This is a genomic window from Caldalkalibacillus mannanilyticus JCM 10596 (assembly GCF_000615945.1).
GTDB lineage: Bacteria > Bacillota > Bacilli > Caldalkalibacillales > JCM-10596 > Bacillus_AT > Bacillus_AT mannanilyticus.
The window spans coordinates 51,083-68,746 of the sequence record NZ_BAMO01000020.1 but is presented as its reverse complement, the minus strand read 5'-3'; the positions used below and the strand labels follow the sequence as shown (position 1 = coordinate 68,746).

The window sequence follows — 17,664 nt, the reverse complement described above, 5'->3', positions numbered from 1 at the left end:
ACCAGTTAAATTGATTATAAGTAAAACCCCAACGATTGATGAACTCTCTCTACAGAGGGTAAATGCAAACGTTTTGGGGTTTTTCTATGTTATTCTATCTTACTAAGCTATCTTATATATCCACCTGATGGTTAAGCGCCCTTTAGCCCAAGCAAATATTTTGGTATTTTAAAAATGACATACTTCCCTGTCCACATTTCACTCTCAACAATGATTACTGAATTGCCTTTTTCAAAAAAATACCCTGAACCTTGTTGTTCCTTAAAAATCCAGCCTCTATCCATCATTAGCTTTTTTATATGTTCATATGCTTGACCCTGATTCATTTTCGAAATATACCATTCATAGTTTTTTTCATCTGTTAGTTTAACTATACTATCTGCTGATTCGCTAATCTTGTTAAGAGTGGCTCTTTTGGAAATAGAGTCTACTGGTAATGGAGGATAATAAAACTTAGTATAAGCGGATATTAAAAATAAACCAATGAACGACAATAAAACAAAGATGATGAATCGTTTCTTTTTCATAGTACACTCCCTCTTAACTATAAGATGTCGTCAAGGATTTTTGGATAAGCTCATACAAACATGCAGTAAAAATAGCACTACTGCTAGTTATAGTTTACTCGACAAAGTCAATAGACTCTGCGATTTTAAACATTTCTTCTTGACTAAGCATTTCTGAAAAAATAGCAAATCCATAATCTTCAGTAATAATGTATAGTGATTTTTTTCCGCTTTCATACTCATGATAAATCGCTGGATGATTTGAAATCTCTAATTCTTTGAGAGTTCCTTCCGTAAAGAAGTTGTTTACAATGTTTTTATAGACTTCGCCTTGTGGTTTAACTAGTTTTTCTTGGGCATACTTATACACTTTGTCTTCAGTCCACATCACAATGTCAACTATCTGTCCTGAGTGTGGAGCATCCAAGACTCTGGAACTAAAAGACTCAGCATTAGCAGTATAATTAGGTAATTGAATTTGGAAGTCATTTTTTAAATCGACTTGGACATTTTGATAAATCTCTTTATTCAATTGATTGCTATTATCTTTATCCATAGCCACTTCATTAGCTTCATTAGTACTATTGCTCTCATTAGTTGCTTCTACATTTAAACTCCCCTTCTCACTCTCAGAAGCTAAAGCCATCCCAACTGAACAAAGGCTAATGAATAGTAATACAAGAAAAACCCTGATTTTTTTATTCATCTCTAATTTCTCCTAACTTTCTTAACATTATCGTATATCATATTTACCCTAACAAAAATTCATATTTTTGGGCATGGGTAAAATTAACTGTTTTTACCATGATTTTTTATAAACTTTTGCACTACTAACTAATTGGCATTTTATGCTCCTCAAAACCTTTATATGATGAAGTAAAGTTAAAGGGAAAAGTAAATAATTTCTATTTCCAATCAGTCTTTTTCATGGTAAAATATAAATAAACAGAATATTATAAAAATTTTAACCAGAGTACTGAGTAAGGGTTATTCTTTCGGAAGAGTTATGCATCAAGTCGTTCACTCCAAACTAGAGAAGCCTTCTTTATTAGTACTCTTTTTTTCACCCTATTGATAGGATGGTATGAGGCAATCCAGTTCTTCAGAATACCAAAGGAGGGATTCTTATGAGTCTAATGGACAAGCTTTCAAAGTATCGTGCTGAAGAGGGAAGGTTGAAGTGGGAAGGGACATTTTTGGACTATCTAGAGCTCGTTAAACAGAATCCACTCATTGCTCAACATGCTCATGCCAGAATCTATCATATGATTCAGCAAGCAGGATTTGAAAAACAAGGAGCTAGTAAGAAATATACCTTTTTCTCAGAGGAACTATATGGTTTAGAGGAATCGACTCAGAAGCTGGTTGAGGAGTACTTCCTGCCCGCTGCCAAGCGCTTGGACGTTCGTAAAAGGTTGCTACTCTTAATGGGACCTGTTAGTGGGGGAAAATCGACTCTCGTTACTCTCTTGAAAAAAGGATTAGAAAGATATTCTCGAACAGATCAAGGAGCATTGTACGGAATTAAGGGATGCCCGATGCATGAAGAACCCATGCACCTGATACCAGAGGTTCTGCGTCCAGAATTTGAAAAAGAATATGGTGTCACGATTGAAGGAAACCTCTGCCCTGTCTGTCGCCTCAGACTGGAGGAAGAATACCAAGGCGAAATTGAAAAAATGCCTGTCGAAAGAATTGTACTCTCCGAAGAAAGCCGAGTGGGAATCGGAACCTTTGCTCCTTCTGATCCAAAATCTCAGGATATTGCTGACTTAACGGGAAGCATTGACTTCTCCACCATTTCTCAGTTCGGCTCCGAATCCGACCCGCGTGCCTATCGCTTTGATGGAGAACTAAATAAAGCCAATCGAGGGCTCATGGAGTTTCAAGAAATGCTTAAATGTGATGAAAAATTCTTGTGGAACCTCCTCTCTCTCACTCAGGAAGGTAATTTTAAAGCAGGAAGATTTGCCTTAATCTCTGCCGATGAACTAATCGTGGCACATACCAACGAAACAGAGTATCGCAATTTTATCAGCAATAAAAAGAACGAAGCTCTTCACTCCAGAATCATCGTCATGAAAGTCCCCTATAATCTAAAGGTAAGCGAAGAAGAAAAAATCTACTCAAAACTAATTTCCAGAAGTGACATGCAGCATATCCACATCGCGCCAAATGCCCTACAAACCGCAGCTATTTTCTCCATTCTCACTAGGTTAGAGCCTTCTAAGAAAAATGGCATCGACTTATTGAAAAAAATGTATCTCTATGATGGACAAAATGTTGAGGGCTACATGGATAAAGATGTGCAAGAATTAAAAGAAGAAGCCTTCAACGAGGGAATGTTCGGGATCGATCCACGTTATGTCATCAACCGAATCTCAAGTGCTCTCATCAATGAAGAGAAAACCTGCATCAATGCCCTCGATATTCTAAAATCCTTGAAGGAAGGTCTTGGACAGCATGCCTCTATTACGAAGGATGAGAAAGAAAGAATGCTTGGCTTCATCACAACCGCTCGACAAGAATATGACACCCTAGCAAAAAATGAAGTGCAGAGAGCCTTCGTCTATTCTTTCGAGGAATCCGCTAAAGCCCTTCTGGACAACTACCTAGACAATGTAGAGGCTTACTGTCATGGACACCGGATGAAGGACCCTATTACGGGAGAGGAAATGGACCCAGATGAGAGATTAATGCGCTCGATTGAAGAGCAAATTGGGATAACTGAAAACTCTAAACGCGCTTTCAGAGAAGAGATTCTGATTCGTATCTCCCTCTATGCGAGAAAAGGGAAAAAGTTCGAGTATCATACACATGAGCGCCTAAAAGAAGCCATTGAGAAAAAACTTTTTACAGACTTAAAGGATGTGGTCAAGATCACCACAACCTCCAAATTACCTGATGAGAATCAATTAAAGCGAAGCAATGAAGTCATCAAACGCTTAGTCGAAAATCATGGTTATTGCTCAGTATGTTCCAATGAGTTGCTCAAGTATGTTGGTAGCCTGCTAAATCGATAGGAGTGATTCATATGCAATATCCACTTTTTGTACTTTCAAGAGAGGACTGGTCCTTACATCGTAAGGGCCAGAGGGATCAAGAGCGTCATCAGGAAAAGGTAAAAGAAGCCATCAAGGATCATCTAGCAGAGATCGTCAGTGAAGAAGCCATTATCATGTCGGATGGCAGAGAAAAGATCAAGGTTCCTATTCGTTCGATCCAACAATATAAATTCCGCTATTCATACAATAATCAGGAGCAAGTGGGACAAGGAGCTGGCGATTCACAAGTGGGGGACATTCTGGGTCAGGGACAAGGACAACCAGCAGGACCAGGGCAAGGACAGCAGGCAGGAGATCAGCCAGGGGAAGATTATTATGAGGCAGAGATTAGCATCGACGAGCTAGCGGAGATCATCTTTGAAGATCTTCAGCTTCCAAACTTAAAAAACAAGCAGAAACAAGAAATGACGAATACAGAAGTACAATTTAACAACCTTCGCAAAAAAGGCATTATGGGTAATATCGATAAACGCCGTACCATTCTTGAAAGCATGAAACGCCAAGCCAGAAGTTTGTCGCCTATGGCAGGCTTGCACATTGCGGATGAAGATCTGCGGTTTAAAACGTGGGATGAGATTGAAAAGCCTACAACAAATGCGGTTATTCTAGCTATGATGGATACCTCTGGATCGATGGGCTCCTTCGAAAAATATATTGCTCGCAGCTTCTACTTTTGGATGGTACGCTTCCTCAGAACTTGTTATCAGAATGTAGACATTCGTTTTCTCGCTCATGATACACAGGCGAAAGAAGTATCGGAGGAGCATTTTTTCACCAAGGGCGAAAGTGGAGGAACCATGTGTTCCTCCGTCTATAAGCTAGCTCTTCAGTTGATAGAAGAAAGCTATCCTCCAGACCATTATAATATCTATGCTTTTCATTTCTCAGACGGAGATAACTATTCCAGTGATAACCAGCAAACCGTTCAATTCGTGAATGAACTTCTAGAGAAATGCAATCGAGTCGGATATGGTGAAATTAATCGCTACTCCCGTTCCACTACTTTAATGGCGGCAATGAACCAAATCAATCATCCCCACTTTGTCTATCATGTGATGAAACAAGAAACCGATGTCTACCAAGCACTCCAAGCCTTCTTTCAAGAACAATGGGAAGCCCTACAGTAAGTCTAAGCTATAGGAGTGAAGCCAATGAGAGAACATGAATATGTACAGTTAGAAGAAAGCATTGCAGAACTCACCCAACGAGCGCAGGATATGGGTCTTGATTTCTTTCAGATGAGATATGAAATATGCCCTGCTGATATTCTCTATTCGATAGGAGCGTATGGGATGCCCACTCGCTTCTCTCACTGGAGCTTCGGGAAAGCCTTTCATCGTATGAAAATGGACTATGATTTTAATTTAAGTAAAATCTATGAGCTTGTGATTAATTCTGATCCATGCTATGCCTATCTTCTAGAAAATAATTCTCTCTTGCAGAACAAATTAATTGTGGCACATGTGTTAGGGCATAGCGATTTTTTCAAAAACAATGCCTACTTTGGAACCACCAATCGGAAAATGATCGATAGCATGTACGTTCATGCCACCCAAATTCGAGAAATAGAATATGAGCATGGTCAAGCTAAGGTAGAAGCTTTTGTCGACTCCGTTCTAGCTATTCAAGAGCATATTGATCCGCGCCATCACGTTAGAAACAAAGAAGAGAACAAAGACCTCCTGCTCTTTATCGCTCAGCATAGCCGCCACTTAGAGCCTTGGCAACAGCATATTCTCTACATGATGCGTGATGAAATGCTTTATTTCTGGCCTCAAATCGAAACCAAAATCATGAATGAGGGCTGGGCTACCTATTGGCATCTCAGACTAATGAGAGAGCTTGATTTAACAGAAGCAGAAACCCTGGACTTTGCCAAAATGCATGCAGGAGTTATCCAGCCCTCTCGAACAGGAGTCAACCCATATCTCTTAGGGCTCTATATGTTTGAAGCTTTGGATAAAAAGTATGGACAAGAATTTATCTTCGAAGTCAGAGAAATGGAGAATGATATCTCCTTTCTGCGCAACTACCTGACCAAGGAGCTGGTCCAAGAAATGGATTTCTATTTGTACGGAAAGAAAGGGGAAGCCTATCTCATTACGAATAAAGAGTGGGAAGAAATTAAGGACAAGATGATACAAAGCAAAACAAATGGAGGCTTCCCTTACCTCATCATCAAGGACGGTGATTACAATCGGAATGGAGAACTATATCTTCAGCATCAATTTGATGGACTAGAGCTAGACCAAAAATATGTCCAAAAGACCTTACCCCATGTTTCCTCCCTCTGGGGACGCCCTGTTCATCTGGAAACCAGAGTTCAAGGAAAAGAAAAACTCTATTCCTGTCACAATGGAAAGGATGTAAAGTACCAGTAAAATAAGGATCATGTGAGGTCATCACGTGATCCTTTTTTGTGAATATGATAGACTCGCTCCGGTCTTCCTACTACGCCATAGGAAAGATCAGCAAATACTTCCCCTGTCGACACTAAGTACTCTAGATATCTTCTCGCGGTCGAACGGCTTGCTCCGATCTCCTGTCCTATCGCTTCAGCGCTCAAGCCCTCCTGCGAGTCGTGCAGAACCACATAAACCTTCTCTAAGGTAAGACGATCGATCCCCTTGGGCAAGTGATTGGAACGAATGGGTCCAGACTCTCCCTTCACTGATCCGCGTAGAATTTCATCTACATCGCTTTGGTTTACCTGCTCCTTTTCCAAACTCTGTAGCCGCTCATGAACAAGCTGGTATTGAAGGAGGGTTTCTTTGAAGCGATCAAAAACGACTGGCTTGACGATAAAATCAAAAACACCTCCATGTAACGCTTCCTTCAATGTTCTCACTTCTTTAGCTGCCGTAATCATAATCACATCGATATCGCTATACTCCTGTCGTATATAACGAAGCAGTTCTAATCCGTTTGTATCAGGAAAATAAACATCAAGCAAGACCAAATGTGGACGAAGGAGCTCCAGATGCTCTTTCGCTTCCTGTTCATCTAAGGCGATGCCTAACACTTGAAAACCAGGTACTTTTTCCACGAATCTGCGATTGATCTCTGCAATTCTGCTATCATCTTCAATGATCAACACGTCGATCATAACGCCTTCCCTACCTTTTCTCCTATTTTTTTCGGAATATCAACAGTAAATACGGTTCCTCCGCCTTCATGGCTAGAAAAGGTAATATGACCGTGTAATTGTTGAACGGCTTGCTGCACTAAGCCTAAGCCATACCCTCGATGCTGAGAAGCCTTTGTCGAGTAACCGATGCGAAAGATCCGCTCTCTTTCCTCCTCCGCAATCCCTGTTCCAGTATCTTCCACTTCAATAATCAGATCTTCCCCCAAGTCAGTGAAAAAAATCTTTACCTTTTTATCTGTCGCACTTGGATCTAGGACAGCTTCCATCGCATTATCTAGTAAATTACCAATGATCGTCACCAGTAGACTACGATCAATGGAGGCTGGCACATCACGAAAGGAGCTTTCTCGATCAATGTCTAGTTCTACCTTCCATTCACTTGCTTGATTAAACTTCCCTATAAGCAGACCGCCAATCATGGGATCAGGAATTTCTTTCATAATGAAGTGAATTAGATTTTGTTGAACATTAGACTCTAAAGCAATCATCTCTAAGGCTTCCTGATAAGATTCTAGCTGTAGAAGCCCAGATATCGCATATAATTTATTGGAAAACTCATGAGTCTGAGCCTCAATGCCTCAGCATAGCGCTTTACTTCCGAAAGCTCCTCTGTAATACGCGAGAGCTCTGATTTATTTCGGAAGCTTGATACCGCCCCAATAACCTCCTGATTTTTATTCATTATAGGAATCCGATTGGCAATGACCACATGCTCGCCAATCATCACTTCTTGATCATATTCCGCTTCACCTGAGTGAACAATGTCCATCAGCCGCGAATATGGGAGAACTTCTAGTAAGTTTTTTCTTAAGACCTGCTCCTCTTTCGTCAGACCTAGCATCTTTAGCGCTACTTGATTGACCATCGTAATAACTCCATGACGATCCACAGCAATAATCCCTTCTCTAATCGTTTCTAGAATCACTCTTTTTTCTTCATACAGACTTGAAATCTCCTGAGGTTCAAGTCCGAAAATAACCCGTTTCACTTCCTTGGCAATCAACAATGCCCCGGCAATTCCAATAGAGAGAACAACCAAGGTAAGGAGGATCACCTCAAAGGCATGTTCTTTCGTGATTCGATTCACGTCTTCAAGCAGAAAACCTACCGAAACAATCCCGACCACCTTATTCTCATGATCATAGATCAGGGTCTTTCCTCGAAGAGAAGGACCTAAGCTGCCGATCGCCTCAGAAATAATCGATCCTTCTTCAATCACTCGAATATTATCTCCACCTACCATATACTGACCAATTCGATCTGGAATAGGGTGGGAATAGCGAATGCCATTCAGGTTCCCGACAACAATAAATTCAGCACCCGTCCTTCTTCTTGCTTCTTCGGCAATGGGTTGAATAATTGTTGAGGTTCAGGATGAGAGAAAGCGGCACGAATTTCATGATCAGCTGCCATGGCTTTGGCTAGAATCAAAGCTTTTTCACCCATTTGTTCCTTCAATGTCGCCGTCATCAATTGTTGAAATAAATAGCCTACTAGAAATAGAATCAAAATCAGTAAGGAACTAATTAATAAGATCAGCTTCGATTGTAGCCTCATGACGTGCAACCCCTTCTCCTCATACTGCCTTCGCCTATCCTCTGTCATCTGCTTTCTTAATCTCTTTCCTTTGCCCTCCTCAGCTTCCTATCTTATGGCAGGTCTTTTTAGCACTTTCGACAGCAAGGGAGATGTCAAGGCTAAAAGAGCAAGAATGAGAAGGAAAAGCGAAATCGGTTTATGAATAAAAATGCTCCAATCTCCATTCGAAATGGTTAGAGCTTGACGCATGGCTTGTTCCATCATTCCTCCTAAAATAAAGGCTAGGATCATTGGCGCAACTGGAAACCCATTCTGTCTCATAATATACCCCAACAGCCCAAAGCCGATCAACATGAACAAATCAAACACGCTAAAGCTCACACCATATACACCAATGAAACAAAAAACAATAATCAAACTGATCAGCAAAGCTCGGGGAACCTCTAAAATCTTAGCGAAATACGGAATCAAGGGTAAATTAAGAAGCAGCAAAAAGATATTGCCAATATACATACTGCTTACAAAACCCCAAAACACATCGGGACGCTCCTGAAACATAAGAGGACCAGGCTGAACACCAAGTATTAATAAGGCTCCCATTAGAACTGCTGTTGAACCACTTCCCGGTATTCCTAAGGTTAACAACGGTACAAATGACCCTCCGCACGCAGCATTATTCGCCGCTTCCGGTGCGGCTACCCCTTCCTCTGCTCCCTTACCAAAGTTCTTTTTATTTTTATTAATCTTCCTTTCCATTGTATAACTTAATAGACTGGCAATGGTAGCCCCTGCTCCCGGTAATACTCCTACAAAAAAACCTAAAATAGATCCTCTCGCAATAGGAGGCGCAATTCTTTTTGCCTCATCCTTGCTTAATCTTAATGTCCCAATGGCTCCATGCTGTTGTTTCGCATTACTCACCCTTTGAGCAATCACCGCTAGGATCTCCGCCATCGCAAATATTCCTAATGTAATCACTAAAAAGTCGATGCCATCCATTAATTTTCCACTACCAAAGGTAAATCTAGACGTCCCTGTTTGAGCATCGATTCCAATGGTCGCTACCATGAGTCCTAACAAAGTTGAAATAAGAGCCTTCACCATTGACTTATCTGCTAAGCTTGTCACAGCGGAAAGCCCTAGCACCATAAGAGCAAAATATTCAGCCGGTCCAAAGCTTATTGCAAACTGGGCTAGTAGTGGGGCGATTAGCATCAGAGCAATGACGCTCACTGTTCCTCCAATAAACGAAGCATAGGCAGCAATCGCTAGCGCCTTCCCCGCTTTCCCTTGCCGAGCCATGGGGTAGCCATCAAAGGAGGTGGCTACAGTCCCTGCCACACCTGGAGCATTTAATAGAATACTAGAGGTAGAGCCCCCAAATATCGCACCGTAATAGACACCCGCCATTAAGATTAACGCACTGGCTGGGTTCATGCCAAATGTCAGCGGAATCATGAGCGCCAAGGCACTGATGGGTCCTAACCCAGGCAGCATACCAATAATGGTTCCGGCGAGTACACCCAGAAACACAAATACTATATTTTCCAACGAAAGGGCGACCTGAAAACCATAGAGCATATTTGTTAAAGTATCCATGACAGCACCCCTTTCGGTAAATTCATCTGTAATCCTTGGGTAAAAATATAAAACATCCCTAGCGAGAAGATAATCGCTACCATTCCATTAATCAAATGACGCCGATAACCTAAATAACGAGAAACACCAAATAAAAATACCATCGTGACAACGACAAAACCTAAAATTTCAATGAGTCCAGCATAAAGCATCATGGCGACCAAGATGACCCAAAATTGGGTGCGTGGTCTTGCCAGAACGTCTTTTCTTCTTTATTTATGGTTTCAGTTATTGGCTGTGCTGTTTCTTCAGTTTGCACAGAGTCGGCTTGCTTTGTCCTCTTGCCTTGCCAAAACAAAAGAAGGGACAGGATGAACAACAAAGTACCTAACAAGGTAGGAAATACATCGGAGTCAATCGGTACTGGAAATGGGTAGCTGGGTATTTGATACGCATGAAAAAGATACAAGCTACTAAAAATAAAGAGCCCGATAGCAAACTTCTGATCCTTACTCATAATTTATTCACCTCTTTCTTATGCCCCCCTAGTACGATACAAAGGTGTGATATGATCACACCTTTGGCACAACCTGCGTATTAATTTGCGAGTCCAACTCGCTTCATAATTTCATAAATCTCTTCATATTGTTGATCTAAAAACTCTCCAAATTGCTGACCTGTCAAGAAGTTATCATGCCATCCAAGGTTTTCTCTTGCTTCAATCCATTTTGGATTCTCGCTCATTTCTTTAAAGGCATTCTCATAATATTGCACCGCATCTGGCTCATGTCCTTATGTCCCATCACCCCACGCCAGATGGTAAATTCAAAATCAATCCCTTGTTCTTTGACAGTAGGGAAATCTGCCGCATCTCCAGCTAGACGTTCTGGAGAAGTAATAGCAAGGACACGTACATTTCCGGCACGATATTGTTCAATCGCATCCCCTACATCACTGGATAATACTGTGACATGCCCTCCTAATAATTGAGCCATTCCCTCAGCTCCTTGGAAGCTGACATAGCGTACCTTAGCTACATCCACACCGTATTTATCCGCAGTAAGAAGGAATTGCATATGATCCATTGAACCTGGTGAACTTGTACCTGCCACACTTACTTTATCTGGGCTTGATTTTAATTCATTCATTAGATCCTCCAATGTTTGATACGGAGAATCTGCCCTCACAATAAAAGCAGCGTAATCAGCGGTTAAAGCAGCAATTGGTGTGAAATCCTGATGATTCAAATCGGATTGCCCATTCAACGGAACGAAGATAATCGGTGGAGAAGTGACGAATAACGTATGGTTGACATCCTCGCCCTTTTTATCGTCTACATACTTCCAACCGATAGCTCCTCCTCCACCTGGTTTATTCACAACGGCTAAAGATTGACCTATAATTTTATCTTCCTCTAATACTTTGGCTGTTGTACGTGCTGTCGTATCCCAGCCTCCACCTGCCCCAGCAGGAGCAATGTACTCAATCGCTTTTGTTGGCTTCCATGCCTCTGCTGCCACCGTCGGTTCGGATGATGGTGTTGAAGCCGGATCACTTGTTTGTGTCTGTGCTCCACAGGCTGTTAGAAATAACGTCGCCGCTAAAGTAATGGATGCAGCCTTGGTCAATAATGTACGCATATTCATTTCCCCCTCATGGATCTTTTTTTTTCTATTTCATGACTTGTTAAAAATTTAACACAGAATATTCAAAATGATAACGTTTTCATTCATAAGGGATATAAGTTGCTTTAACTTCATTTTGTTCATTTTGTTCATTTGAGATAAAGTAAGTGGAGTCCTTCATAAATAAAAGAGCACTTCAATCATTCGATCGGAATGAAGTGCTCTTTTTACTTTTACTTATTTTTCGTTGTTCTTAATTTAAAACGGGTAACTCTTTTTTATGTTGCAAACGAAAGAAAAGATAGGTTCCGATCATCATCATGCCTATATAGATACTGAGAACCGCTACATTGCTCCACATAAAGGCGAGATCTCCACCCGAAATGACCTCCTTAAAGCCAAAAACAGAATAGGTCATCGGTAACCAGTGGTTAAATACTTGCAATGAGGAAGGTAACAGCTCTAGAGGAAATGTTCCTGCACTGGTTGTTAGCTGTAGGATCAAAATGACGATGGCAATGAATCGCCCTGGATCTCCTAACGTGGTGACTAAAAACTGAATAAGAGCCATAAATGTGATGCTTGTGATAACCGCAAAGAGGAAGAAGTAAGGCACATTCACTACCTCGATGCCCAAGCCGTAGAGTAACGCAACGCAAGCAATGAGCGCCTGCCCTGTTCCAATCAAGGCAATCGTTACAAATTTTCCTATAAACCAATGTAAGGCTGAAGCTGGTTTGACTGCTGGTTCTCTAAGAGGAAAGACAATGGATAGGAGTAAGGCACCTACAAATAACCCTAGCGAAAGAAAATAAGGGGCAAAACCTGTGCCGTAATTAGGAACATCTGCTCGTTTTTCATGCTTAATCTCGATAGGAGAGGCAAACATCGAATAGTTTTCTGGTCCGCTATGAAGGGTAGACGTTTCTTCCGCTCCTTCTGCCAGCTTCGAATATAACTCCTCAGTACCATCGACCAGCGGTCCATCGCTTCCGCTAATGTACCCGTTCCTTGATCTAAGGAATGAGCCCCCATAGAAAATTGAGTCATTCCTTCTTTTAGCTGACTTAGTCCTGTTTTTAGTTCCTGACTTCCATTGAGCAGCTTCTCTTCTCCCTGTTGTAACAAACCGATATGAGTGATAAGGGAACCCCATCCATGGGAAAATTCCTCTAAGCCCGCTTGAAGCTGAGAGCTTCCATGAACCAGCGCACGACTTCCATTCGTCGCTTTTTCCACTCCTACACCGTAGGTTTTCATTCCTGACAATAATTCTTCCTGTCCTTGCTTGATTTGAGAGGCGGCTGTAGATAAGCTTTTCTGCCCCTCTGTTAATTGTTTAACTCCACTTTGAAGTCCTTCTGCGTAGAGCATCATTTCTTGAAAATCTAGATCATTGAGCGCTTGAGGATGAGCTTCCGTATATTGCTTCATTCGTTTTTCTAGCGCTGCTGCCGCTTGTTTGGTCTGCTCAAATCCCTCCAGAGAGTTCTGAAGCCCCTTATCCAATTGACCTAGGGCTTGATTCGATTTAGACGTTCCCGTTACTAACGGATTAAATCCTTCATTTAATTGCTCAAGACCATGATTCAGCTCCTGTACTCCCTGCTCAAGCAGCATCGAGCCTTGAGTTAATTTGTTCACTTGCGGTGCTTTCTCTTCCAGACCAGCTAATAATTGATTGGTTCCTCCATGAAGCTCAAATAATCCTTTATATAGCTGGGTCATTCCCATCTCCGCTTGGGTGGTCCCTTTTTTTAGTTGAATGGAGCTAGTAGAAAGCTTGCCCAGATTTTCATGAACTGTGACGATTCCTTCCTCTACTTTTTTGGTTCCATCGGATACTTTTTCTGCACCCTCACTTGCTGATTGCAGTCCCTCTGAGAGAGTGGATACATTCTCAAATACAATCTCTGTATACTTCTCTGTGAGTGTAGTAGATATTTTTTCTTTTAATTTTTCTACTGCGGTTTCTCCAATTTGAGCAGAAAGAAAATTATAGCTTTCATTGGGGATATAAATCAATTCTAATGGTTCGGGCTGATCATCCATGACTGTTGTTGCATTTTTAGAAAAATCATGAGGAATGAGGATCGCCATATAATAATGCCGTTGTGCTAATCCTTCTTCTGCCTGTTCTAGATTAACAAATTCCCACTTAAATTGATCATTTTCCTTGAGCTTATCTATTAACTCTTCGCCCATATTGATCGATTCTTCCTTGAACATATCTCCTTCATCCATATTGACAATCGCCACTGGCAATTCACCTAGCTTTTCATAGGGGTCCCAAAAAGCCCATAAAAACATCGCACTATACAATAAGGGAATCATCATCACTGCTAAGACAGCCACCCGTAGCTTGCGGTTCGTCATAATATTTTCAAATTCTTTTTTTATCATCATTCTCTCTTTCCTCCCTACCTACATAAGACAATATGACCATATCGTTCATTTAGTCATTTATAGTAAAATAAAGAGATTAGTCTAAGGCTAATCCTTTTAGTAAATAAAGCTTGAACATTTCAGCTATTTTTTCCTCTGATAATGCCTCATGATTCCTTTCCCAATCAAAGACCAGAGCGATATATAGCTTCAACATCACAAATGCGGTCAGCTCTGGATCACATTCTTTGATTTTTCCTTTTTGAAGTAAGACCTCAATATAATGTCTAATGTATGAAAGAATCGTTTCTTCTACTTTTTTCAACGCCTGAACGGCTTCGTGGGTTCCTAGCTCCATCACTTCTTGAGATAATTTAATCGTGAGCTGGTGCTCCTTACGAAAGGCAAGAACCCCATAGAGAACCGAGTGCAAGTTAGCAAAAAGGGATGCATTTGAATCAATTGCTTTGTCAGCCACCTGCTTCATTTCATCTAATAGACGTTGTAAAATCTCATCAAATAACTCTTCCTTATTGGTAAAATACGTATAGATGGTTCCCTTTCCTACATTCGCAATTTTAGATACCTGATCCATGGTTGTCGCTTTGTAGCCAAACATAGAAAACGAATTGGTGGCAGCCTCAATAATTTTCTTCTTCCGGTCTAAACTCAACAAATTTCACCTCCCTTAATCACAAAATGACCAATTGAACGATTTGGTCATTTTGTTCATGTGTGAATAATATCACACTTTTGGATTGATGACAATCCTTATTCTTTTGTCTTTAATAACCGAAGACTGTTTAAGGTTACCAGCAGTGTAGCTCCCATATCAGCGAAGATCGCCATCCATAGAGTTAACCAGCCTGGTACAATAAGTAAGAGCGCTAAAATCTTAATTCCTAGAGAAAATGTGATATTTTGCTTAATTATTTGCAGGGTTCGTCGACTTAAGCGAATCGTAAATGGAAGCTTATGCAGATCATCTGCCATGAGCGCAATATCTGCTGTTTCTAAGGCGGTATCGGTCCCTGCACCCCCCATAGCTATTCCTACTGTAGAAGCCGCTAGAGCAGGAGCATCATTCACCCCATCACCGACCATCGCCACATGACTGCCATCTTTTCTCAGACTCTTAATATACTCTAATTTATTTTGTGGCAGAAGCTCTGATTTAATTTCTTTTATTCCAAGAGATTCTCCAATCGCTTGAGCGGTGGCGTGATTATCTCCTGTCAGCATGATGGTTTTCTTAATCCCGATCTTATGCAGCTCTTGAAGAACAGCCTTACTGCTCTTTCTTACTTCATCTGCTACGGCAATCAATAAGAGGAGCTGAGAGGTGGTTCCCAAGACCATAACGGTCTTGCCTTGCTTTTGCCATTTGTCAATTTGACTTTCGATCTCCTGATTCATTTCGAGCGGTAGAAGCTCCTTCAGATAAGAAGGACTGCCAATGAAAAACTCTTCCCCTTGAACCTTGGCTCGAATTCCTTTCCCGATCACCGAAGTGAAATCATCTACTTGAATCTGCTTATAGTCTATTCCTTCTTGTTCTACTTTTCGCAGGATGGAGGAGGCAAGTGGGTGCTGAGAGCCTTTTTCAAGAGCGGCTGCTATTCGCAATACTTCTTCTTGATTCTGTTCATGAAGAACAAGATAATCGGTCACTTCGGGAACCCCTCTGGTTAATGTCCCTGTTTTGTCAAAAGCGATGACCGATAAAGCTCCCGCCTGCTCTAGATGGATACCTCCCTTGATCAGGACTCCCTTTCGAGCGGCACTACCGATCGCTGTTACGATAGAGATAGGCGTTGAAATGACTAAGGCACATGGACATCCGACAACCAAGAGCGCTAATCCACGGTAAATCCATTCACTCCACTCTCCTTGAAAAAAGAGAGGGGGTACAACCACAATACATAAAGCAAGAAGCATGATGGCAGGTGTGTAATATTTAGCAAAACGATCCACGAAGGCTTGAGAAGGAGCTTTTTCTGCTTGAGCTTCCTCCACGAGGTAAATGATTTTGGCAAGGGTCGTATCCTCTACTGTTCTGGTAACCCTGACTTCAAGCAAGCCCTCTTCATTTAGAGTTCCGGCGAAAACCTCATCGTTAACCGACTTTGTGACAGGGACTGATTCTCCAGTAATTGCGGATTGGTTGATAGCTGAAGTACCCTTAATGACTACACCATCCATAGCTAGCTTTTGCCCCGGTTTGACAATCATCACATCTCCAATTTGAATCTCTTCTACCGGAACCAGCGTTTCTTCTTGTCCTCTTCTTATCAAGCTTCACGAGGAGCAATATCCATTAAGGCTCGAATCGATTGCCGTGCCTTTTCCATGGAGTAGGTTTCGAGTGCTTCGCTAATCGCAAAGAGAATCACTACGACTGCCCCCTCACCCCATTCACCGATCGCCGCAGCTCCAAGAACAGCTACCGTCATCAGTGTCTTCATATCAAATTGTAAGCGGAATAAATTCATAAATCCCGCTCTAAATAAGCGATAACCACCAATGAGAATGGAGGAAACATAGAAAATAACCGCGATGTTCTCCTCTCCCCAGCCATGACCAGTGATCCAACCTGTTAATAAAAGAAGAGCCGAAACAAAAATTCTCCAGTTACGTTGCAGAAATGGTTCTTTTTTCACCTCCAGAAGCTGCTTTTCTGGAGTCAGCTTTAGATTCTCAAAGGAACCTGCTTTTTCTAATTCAGCGATGGATATATCTCCATAGACTGTTAGCTTAGAAGCTCCAAAGTTCACCTTTGCCTCTTGGACTCCAGCCAACTCCTTCACATTCTTTTCAAACTTAGCGGCACACCCTGAACAAGTAAATCCTTGGACACGAAATTGTCTTTTCTCACTATTTTGGTTCATTGGCTTCGAACACCTCCTTACTATGAATGAAGGCAAGTTCAATAAGCTGTTTCACGTGATCATCGTCTAATGAATAGAAGACCAACTTCCCTTCTTTTCTATACTTAGCCAGTCCCATATTGCGTAATAGACGCAGGTGGTGAGAGGCTGTCGCCATCGTACTCCCCACAATATTCGCTACATCACAGACACACAGCTCATCTTCCTGTGACAAGGCATAAGCAATCTTGACTCGTGTATCATCTGCTAGCGCTTTGAATATTTTTGCTACAGACATGGTATCTTGAAGATGTAGCTTTTCTTTTCCTCTATCTACCTTCTCTTCATCAAAGCAAAATATCTCACAAACATCATCGTGATTCTTCTTCATATTAATCACCTCATATTCAAACTATCATTTGATTATTAGTATATGCTCTTTTGTTTCAATAGTCAAACGAATATTTGATTATTCAATACACAGACCTCCCCTATGCTTCGATCAGTCATACATCATGATGTAATTATTAGCTCATTTTGTTGCTTGCTGGTTTTTGTTATCTGTCCGTTTCTGTTAAGATGTAATTACATATGCTTGGCACTATGGAGTGGTGACAAAAATAGTGGGACCACCTATTTTGAAAAAAAAACTAAAAAATTTGAAGAGAAAAGAGGGATCAATGATGGGCGAATGTAACCTGGATCATTCACTAGAGGATGTCTTAAAAAAGCTAGAGGATCAAAAGGCGTATTTACCTGCTGACCTAGCGGAAGCCATGCAGGCTTTTCTTCAACAGCAAAGTGTCGATCAAGCAACACTAAATCATGCTTTTCATCTACTTAAGAAATATGATTTAGCCACAAAAGAGGAGCAGGATGAAAGAAATGAGTCGATAAAAAAGATGCTTAAGCTCTAGGCTAAGCATCTTTTTTAGATTGATTATAATTTCC

The 17,664-nt window shown here is 41.2% G+C and carries 19 protein-coding genes and 1 pseudogene; 4 read left to right on the top strand and 16 right to left on the bottom strand.

The genetic code is table 11. The features are described 5' to 3' along the window. Nucleotides 1–131 precede the first annotated feature (131 nt). Both JCM10596_RS12275 and JCM10596_RS12270 read right to left on the bottom strand, forming a co-directional pair. Nucleotides 132–527 (bottom strand): hypothetical protein, encoded by a 396-nt coding sequence (locus JCM10596_RS12275; protein WP_025027379.1) that lies wholly within the window; start codon nucleotides 525–527, stop codon nucleotides 132–134. A gap of 94 nt (nucleotides 528–621) precedes the next feature. Then, entirely contained in the window at nucleotides 622–1,212 is a 591-nt protein-coding gene (locus tag JCM10596_RS12270) for a DUF4367 domain-containing protein (protein ID WP_025027378.1), read from the bottom strand. 421 nt (nucleotides 1,213–1,633) lie between these two features. Here JCM10596_RS12270 and JCM10596_RS12265 point away from each other — a divergent pair, with 421 nt between their 5' ends. From JCM10596_RS12265 to JCM10596_RS12255, 3 genes are read left to right on the top strand one after another with little or no spacing between them, the layout of a single operon-like run. Beyond that, nucleotides 1,634–3,529 (top strand): PrkA family serine protein kinase, encoded by a 1,896-nt coding sequence (locus tag JCM10596_RS12265; protein ID WP_025027377.1) that lies wholly within the window; start codon nucleotides 1,634–1,636, stop codon nucleotides 3,527–3,529. 11 nt (nucleotides 3,530–3,540) lie between these two features. Further along, on the top strand, nucleotides 3,541–4,698 hold the full coding sequence (gene yhbH, locus JCM10596_RS25305; protein WP_034681253.1) for a sporulation protein YhbH: 1,158 nt from the start codon (nucleotides 3,541–3,543) through the stop codon (nucleotides 4,696–4,698). Between the two features lie 24 nt (nucleotides 4,699–4,722). Continuing rightward, complete coding sequence (locus JCM10596_RS12255) at nucleotides 4,723–5,952, top strand: SpoVR family protein (protein ID WP_025027376.1); 1,230 nt, start codon at nucleotides 4,723–4,725, stop codon at nucleotides 5,950–5,952. Between the two features lie 8 nt (nucleotides 5,953–5,960). On the opposite strand, the gene JCM10596_RS12250 is transcribed toward JCM10596_RS12255, so the two are convergent. From JCM10596_RS12250 to JCM10596_RS12205, 14 genes and pseudogenes are all read right to left on the bottom strand, one after another. Then, nucleotides 5,961–6,677 (bottom strand): response regulator, encoded by a 717-nt coding sequence (locus JCM10596_RS12250; protein ID WP_025027375.1) that lies wholly within the window; start codon nucleotides 6,675–6,677, stop codon nucleotides 5,961–5,963. Further along, nucleotides 6,674–7,207, bottom strand: a complete 534-nt coding sequence (locus JCM10596_RS31675) for a sensor histidine kinase (RefSeq protein ID WP_439644836.1) — start codon at nucleotides 7,205–7,207, stop codon at nucleotides 6,674–6,676. Before JCM10596_RS31675 ends, JCM10596_RS12250 begins: the two co-directional genes overlap by 4 nt. A gap of 23 nt (nucleotides 7,208–7,230) precedes the next feature. Continuing rightward, nucleotides 7,231–8,028, bottom strand: coding sequence for a PAS domain-containing protein (locus JCM10596_RS31670; protein WP_439644837.1), 798 nt, complete (start codon nucleotides 8,026–8,028; stop codon nucleotides 7,231–7,233). Next, entirely contained in the window at nucleotides 8,010–8,276 is a 267-nt protein-coding gene (locus JCM10596_RS31665) for a hypothetical protein (RefSeq protein ID WP_439644835.1), read from the bottom strand. The genes JCM10596_RS31670 and JCM10596_RS31665 overlap by 19 nt, the downstream gene beginning before the upstream one ends. 87 nt (nucleotides 8,277–8,363) lie before the next feature. Next, complete coding sequence (locus tag JCM10596_RS12240) at nucleotides 8,364–9,857, bottom strand: tripartite tricarboxylate transporter permease (protein WP_025027374.1); 1,494 nt, start codon at nucleotides 9,855–9,857, stop codon at nucleotides 8,364–8,366. After that, entirely contained in the window at nucleotides 9,845–10,051 is a 207-nt protein-coding gene (locus JCM10596_RS12235) for a tripartite tricarboxylate transporter TctB family protein (protein WP_034681251.1), read from the bottom strand. The genes JCM10596_RS12240 and JCM10596_RS12235 overlap by 13 nt, the downstream gene beginning before the upstream one ends. After that, the gene (locus tag JCM10596_RS12230) at nucleotides 10,048–10,353 is read right to left on the bottom strand and encodes a hypothetical protein (RefSeq protein ID WP_025027372.1); all 306 of its coding nucleotides are present in this window, start codon (nucleotides 10,351–10,353) and stop codon (nucleotides 10,048–10,050) included. The genes JCM10596_RS12235 and JCM10596_RS12230 overlap by 4 nt, the downstream gene beginning before the upstream one ends. An 80-nt stretch (nucleotides 10,354–10,433) precedes the next feature. Then, complete coding sequence (locus JCM10596_RS29555) at nucleotides 10,434–10,580, bottom strand: hypothetical protein (RefSeq protein ID WP_159102355.1); 147 nt, start codon at nucleotides 10,578–10,580, stop codon at nucleotides 10,434–10,436. After that, entirely contained in the window at nucleotides 10,577–11,476 is a 900-nt protein-coding gene (locus tag JCM10596_RS25295; protein ID WP_051541286.1) for a tripartite tricarboxylate transporter substrate binding protein, read from the bottom strand. Before JCM10596_RS25295 ends, JCM10596_RS29555 begins: the two co-directional genes overlap by 4 nt. Before the next feature lie 238 nt (nucleotides 11,477–11,714). Next, entirely contained in the window at nucleotides 11,715–12,350 is a 636-nt protein-coding gene (locus JCM10596_RS28715; protein WP_159102354.1) for a YhgE/Pip family protein, read from the bottom strand. Beyond that, the gene (locus JCM10596_RS25290; RefSeq protein WP_081792020.1) at nucleotides 12,260–13,867 is read right to left on the bottom strand and encodes a YhgE/Pip domain-containing protein; all 1,608 of its coding nucleotides are present in this window, start codon (nucleotides 13,865–13,867) and stop codon (nucleotides 12,260–12,262) included. The genes JCM10596_RS28715 and JCM10596_RS25290 overlap by 91 nt, the downstream gene beginning before the upstream one ends. A gap of 76 nt (nucleotides 13,868–13,943) precedes the next feature. After that, complete coding sequence (locus JCM10596_RS12215; protein WP_025027371.1) at nucleotides 13,944–14,519, bottom strand: TetR/AcrR family transcriptional regulator; 576 nt, start codon at nucleotides 14,517–14,519, stop codon at nucleotides 13,944–13,946. Between the two features lie 98 nt (nucleotides 14,520–14,617). Next, nucleotides 14,618–16,734: pseudogene (locus JCM10596_RS25285) on the bottom strand (heavy metal translocating P-type ATPase). After that, nucleotides 16,721–17,104: an ArsR/SmtB family transcription factor gene (locus tag JCM10596_RS12205; protein WP_025027370.1), complete on the bottom strand. Its 384-nt coding sequence runs from the start codon at nucleotides 17,102–17,104 to the stop codon at nucleotides 16,721–16,723. The pseudogene JCM10596_RS25285 and the gene JCM10596_RS12205 overlap by 14 nt, the downstream one beginning before the upstream one ends. A 292-nt stretch (nucleotides 17,105–17,396) precedes the next feature. Between JCM10596_RS12205 and JCM10596_RS12200 the strand changes: the two genes are divergently transcribed. Next, complete coding sequence (locus JCM10596_RS12200) at nucleotides 17,397–17,630, top strand: hypothetical protein (protein WP_025027369.1); 234 nt, start codon at nucleotides 17,397–17,399, stop codon at nucleotides 17,628–17,630. Nucleotides 17,631–17,664 lie beyond the last annotated feature (34 nt).

Coding starts and splice junctions, on each gene's coding strand:
- JCM10596_RS29555 (WP_159102355.1), bottom strand. CDS start 10,580: ATGAGCGAGAATCCAAAATGGATTGAAGCAAGAGAAAACCTTGGATGG.
- JCM10596_RS28715 (WP_159102354.1), bottom strand. CDS start 12,350: ATGTTTGCCTCTCCTATCGAGATTAAGCATGAAAAACGAGCAGATGTT.
- yhbH (WP_034681253.1), top strand. CDS start 3,541: ATGCAATATCCACTTTTTGTACTTTCAAGAGAGGACTGGTCCTTACAT.
- JCM10596_RS12270 (WP_025027378.1), bottom strand. CDS start 1,212: ATGAATAAAAAAATCAGGGTTTTTCTTGTATTACTATTCATTAGCCTT.
- JCM10596_RS25295 (WP_051541286.1), bottom strand. CDS start 11,476: ATGCGTACATTATTGACCAAGGCTGCATCCATTACTTTAGCGGCGACG.
- JCM10596_RS12250 (WP_025027375.1), bottom strand. CDS start 6,677: ATGATCGACGTGTTGATCATTGAAGATGATAGCAGAATTGCAGAGATC.
- JCM10596_RS12200 (WP_025027369.1), top strand. CDS start 17,397: ATGGGCGAATGTAACCTGGATCATTCACTAGAGGATGTCTTAAAAAAG.
- JCM10596_RS31665 (WP_439644835.1), bottom strand. CDS start 8,276: ATGAGGCTACAATCGAAGCTGATCTTATTAATTAGTTCCTTACTGATT.
- JCM10596_RS12275 (WP_025027379.1), bottom strand. CDS start 527: ATGAAAAAGAAACGATTCATCATCTTTGTTTTATTGTCGTTCATTGGT.
- JCM10596_RS12235 (WP_034681251.1), bottom strand. CDS start 10,051: ATGATGCTTTATGCTGGACTCATTGAAATTTTAGGTTTTGTCGTTGTC.
- JCM10596_RS12265 (WP_025027377.1), top strand. CDS start 1,634: ATGAGTCTAATGGACAAGCTTTCAAAGTATCGTGCTGAAGAGGGAAGG.
- JCM10596_RS31675 (WP_439644836.1), bottom strand. CDS start 7,207: ATGATTGCTTTAGAGTCTAATGTTCAACAAAATCTAATTCACTTCATT.
- JCM10596_RS12230 (WP_025027372.1), bottom strand. CDS start 10,353: ATGAGTAAGGATCAGAAGTTTGCTATCGGGCTCTTTATTTTTAGTAGC.
- JCM10596_RS12255 (WP_025027376.1), top strand. CDS start 4,723: ATGAGAGAACATGAATATGTACAGTTAGAAGAAAGCATTGCAGAACTC.
- JCM10596_RS12205 (WP_025027370.1), bottom strand. CDS start 17,104: ATGAAGAAGAATCACGATGATGTTTGTGAGATATTTTGCTTTGATGAA.
- JCM10596_RS12240 (WP_025027374.1), bottom strand. CDS start 9,857: ATGGATACTTTAACAAATATGCTCTATGGTTTTCAGGTCGCCCTTTCG.
- JCM10596_RS25290 (WP_081792020.1), bottom strand. CDS start 13,867: ATGATGATAAAAAAAGAATTTGAAAATATTATGACGAACCGCAAGCTA.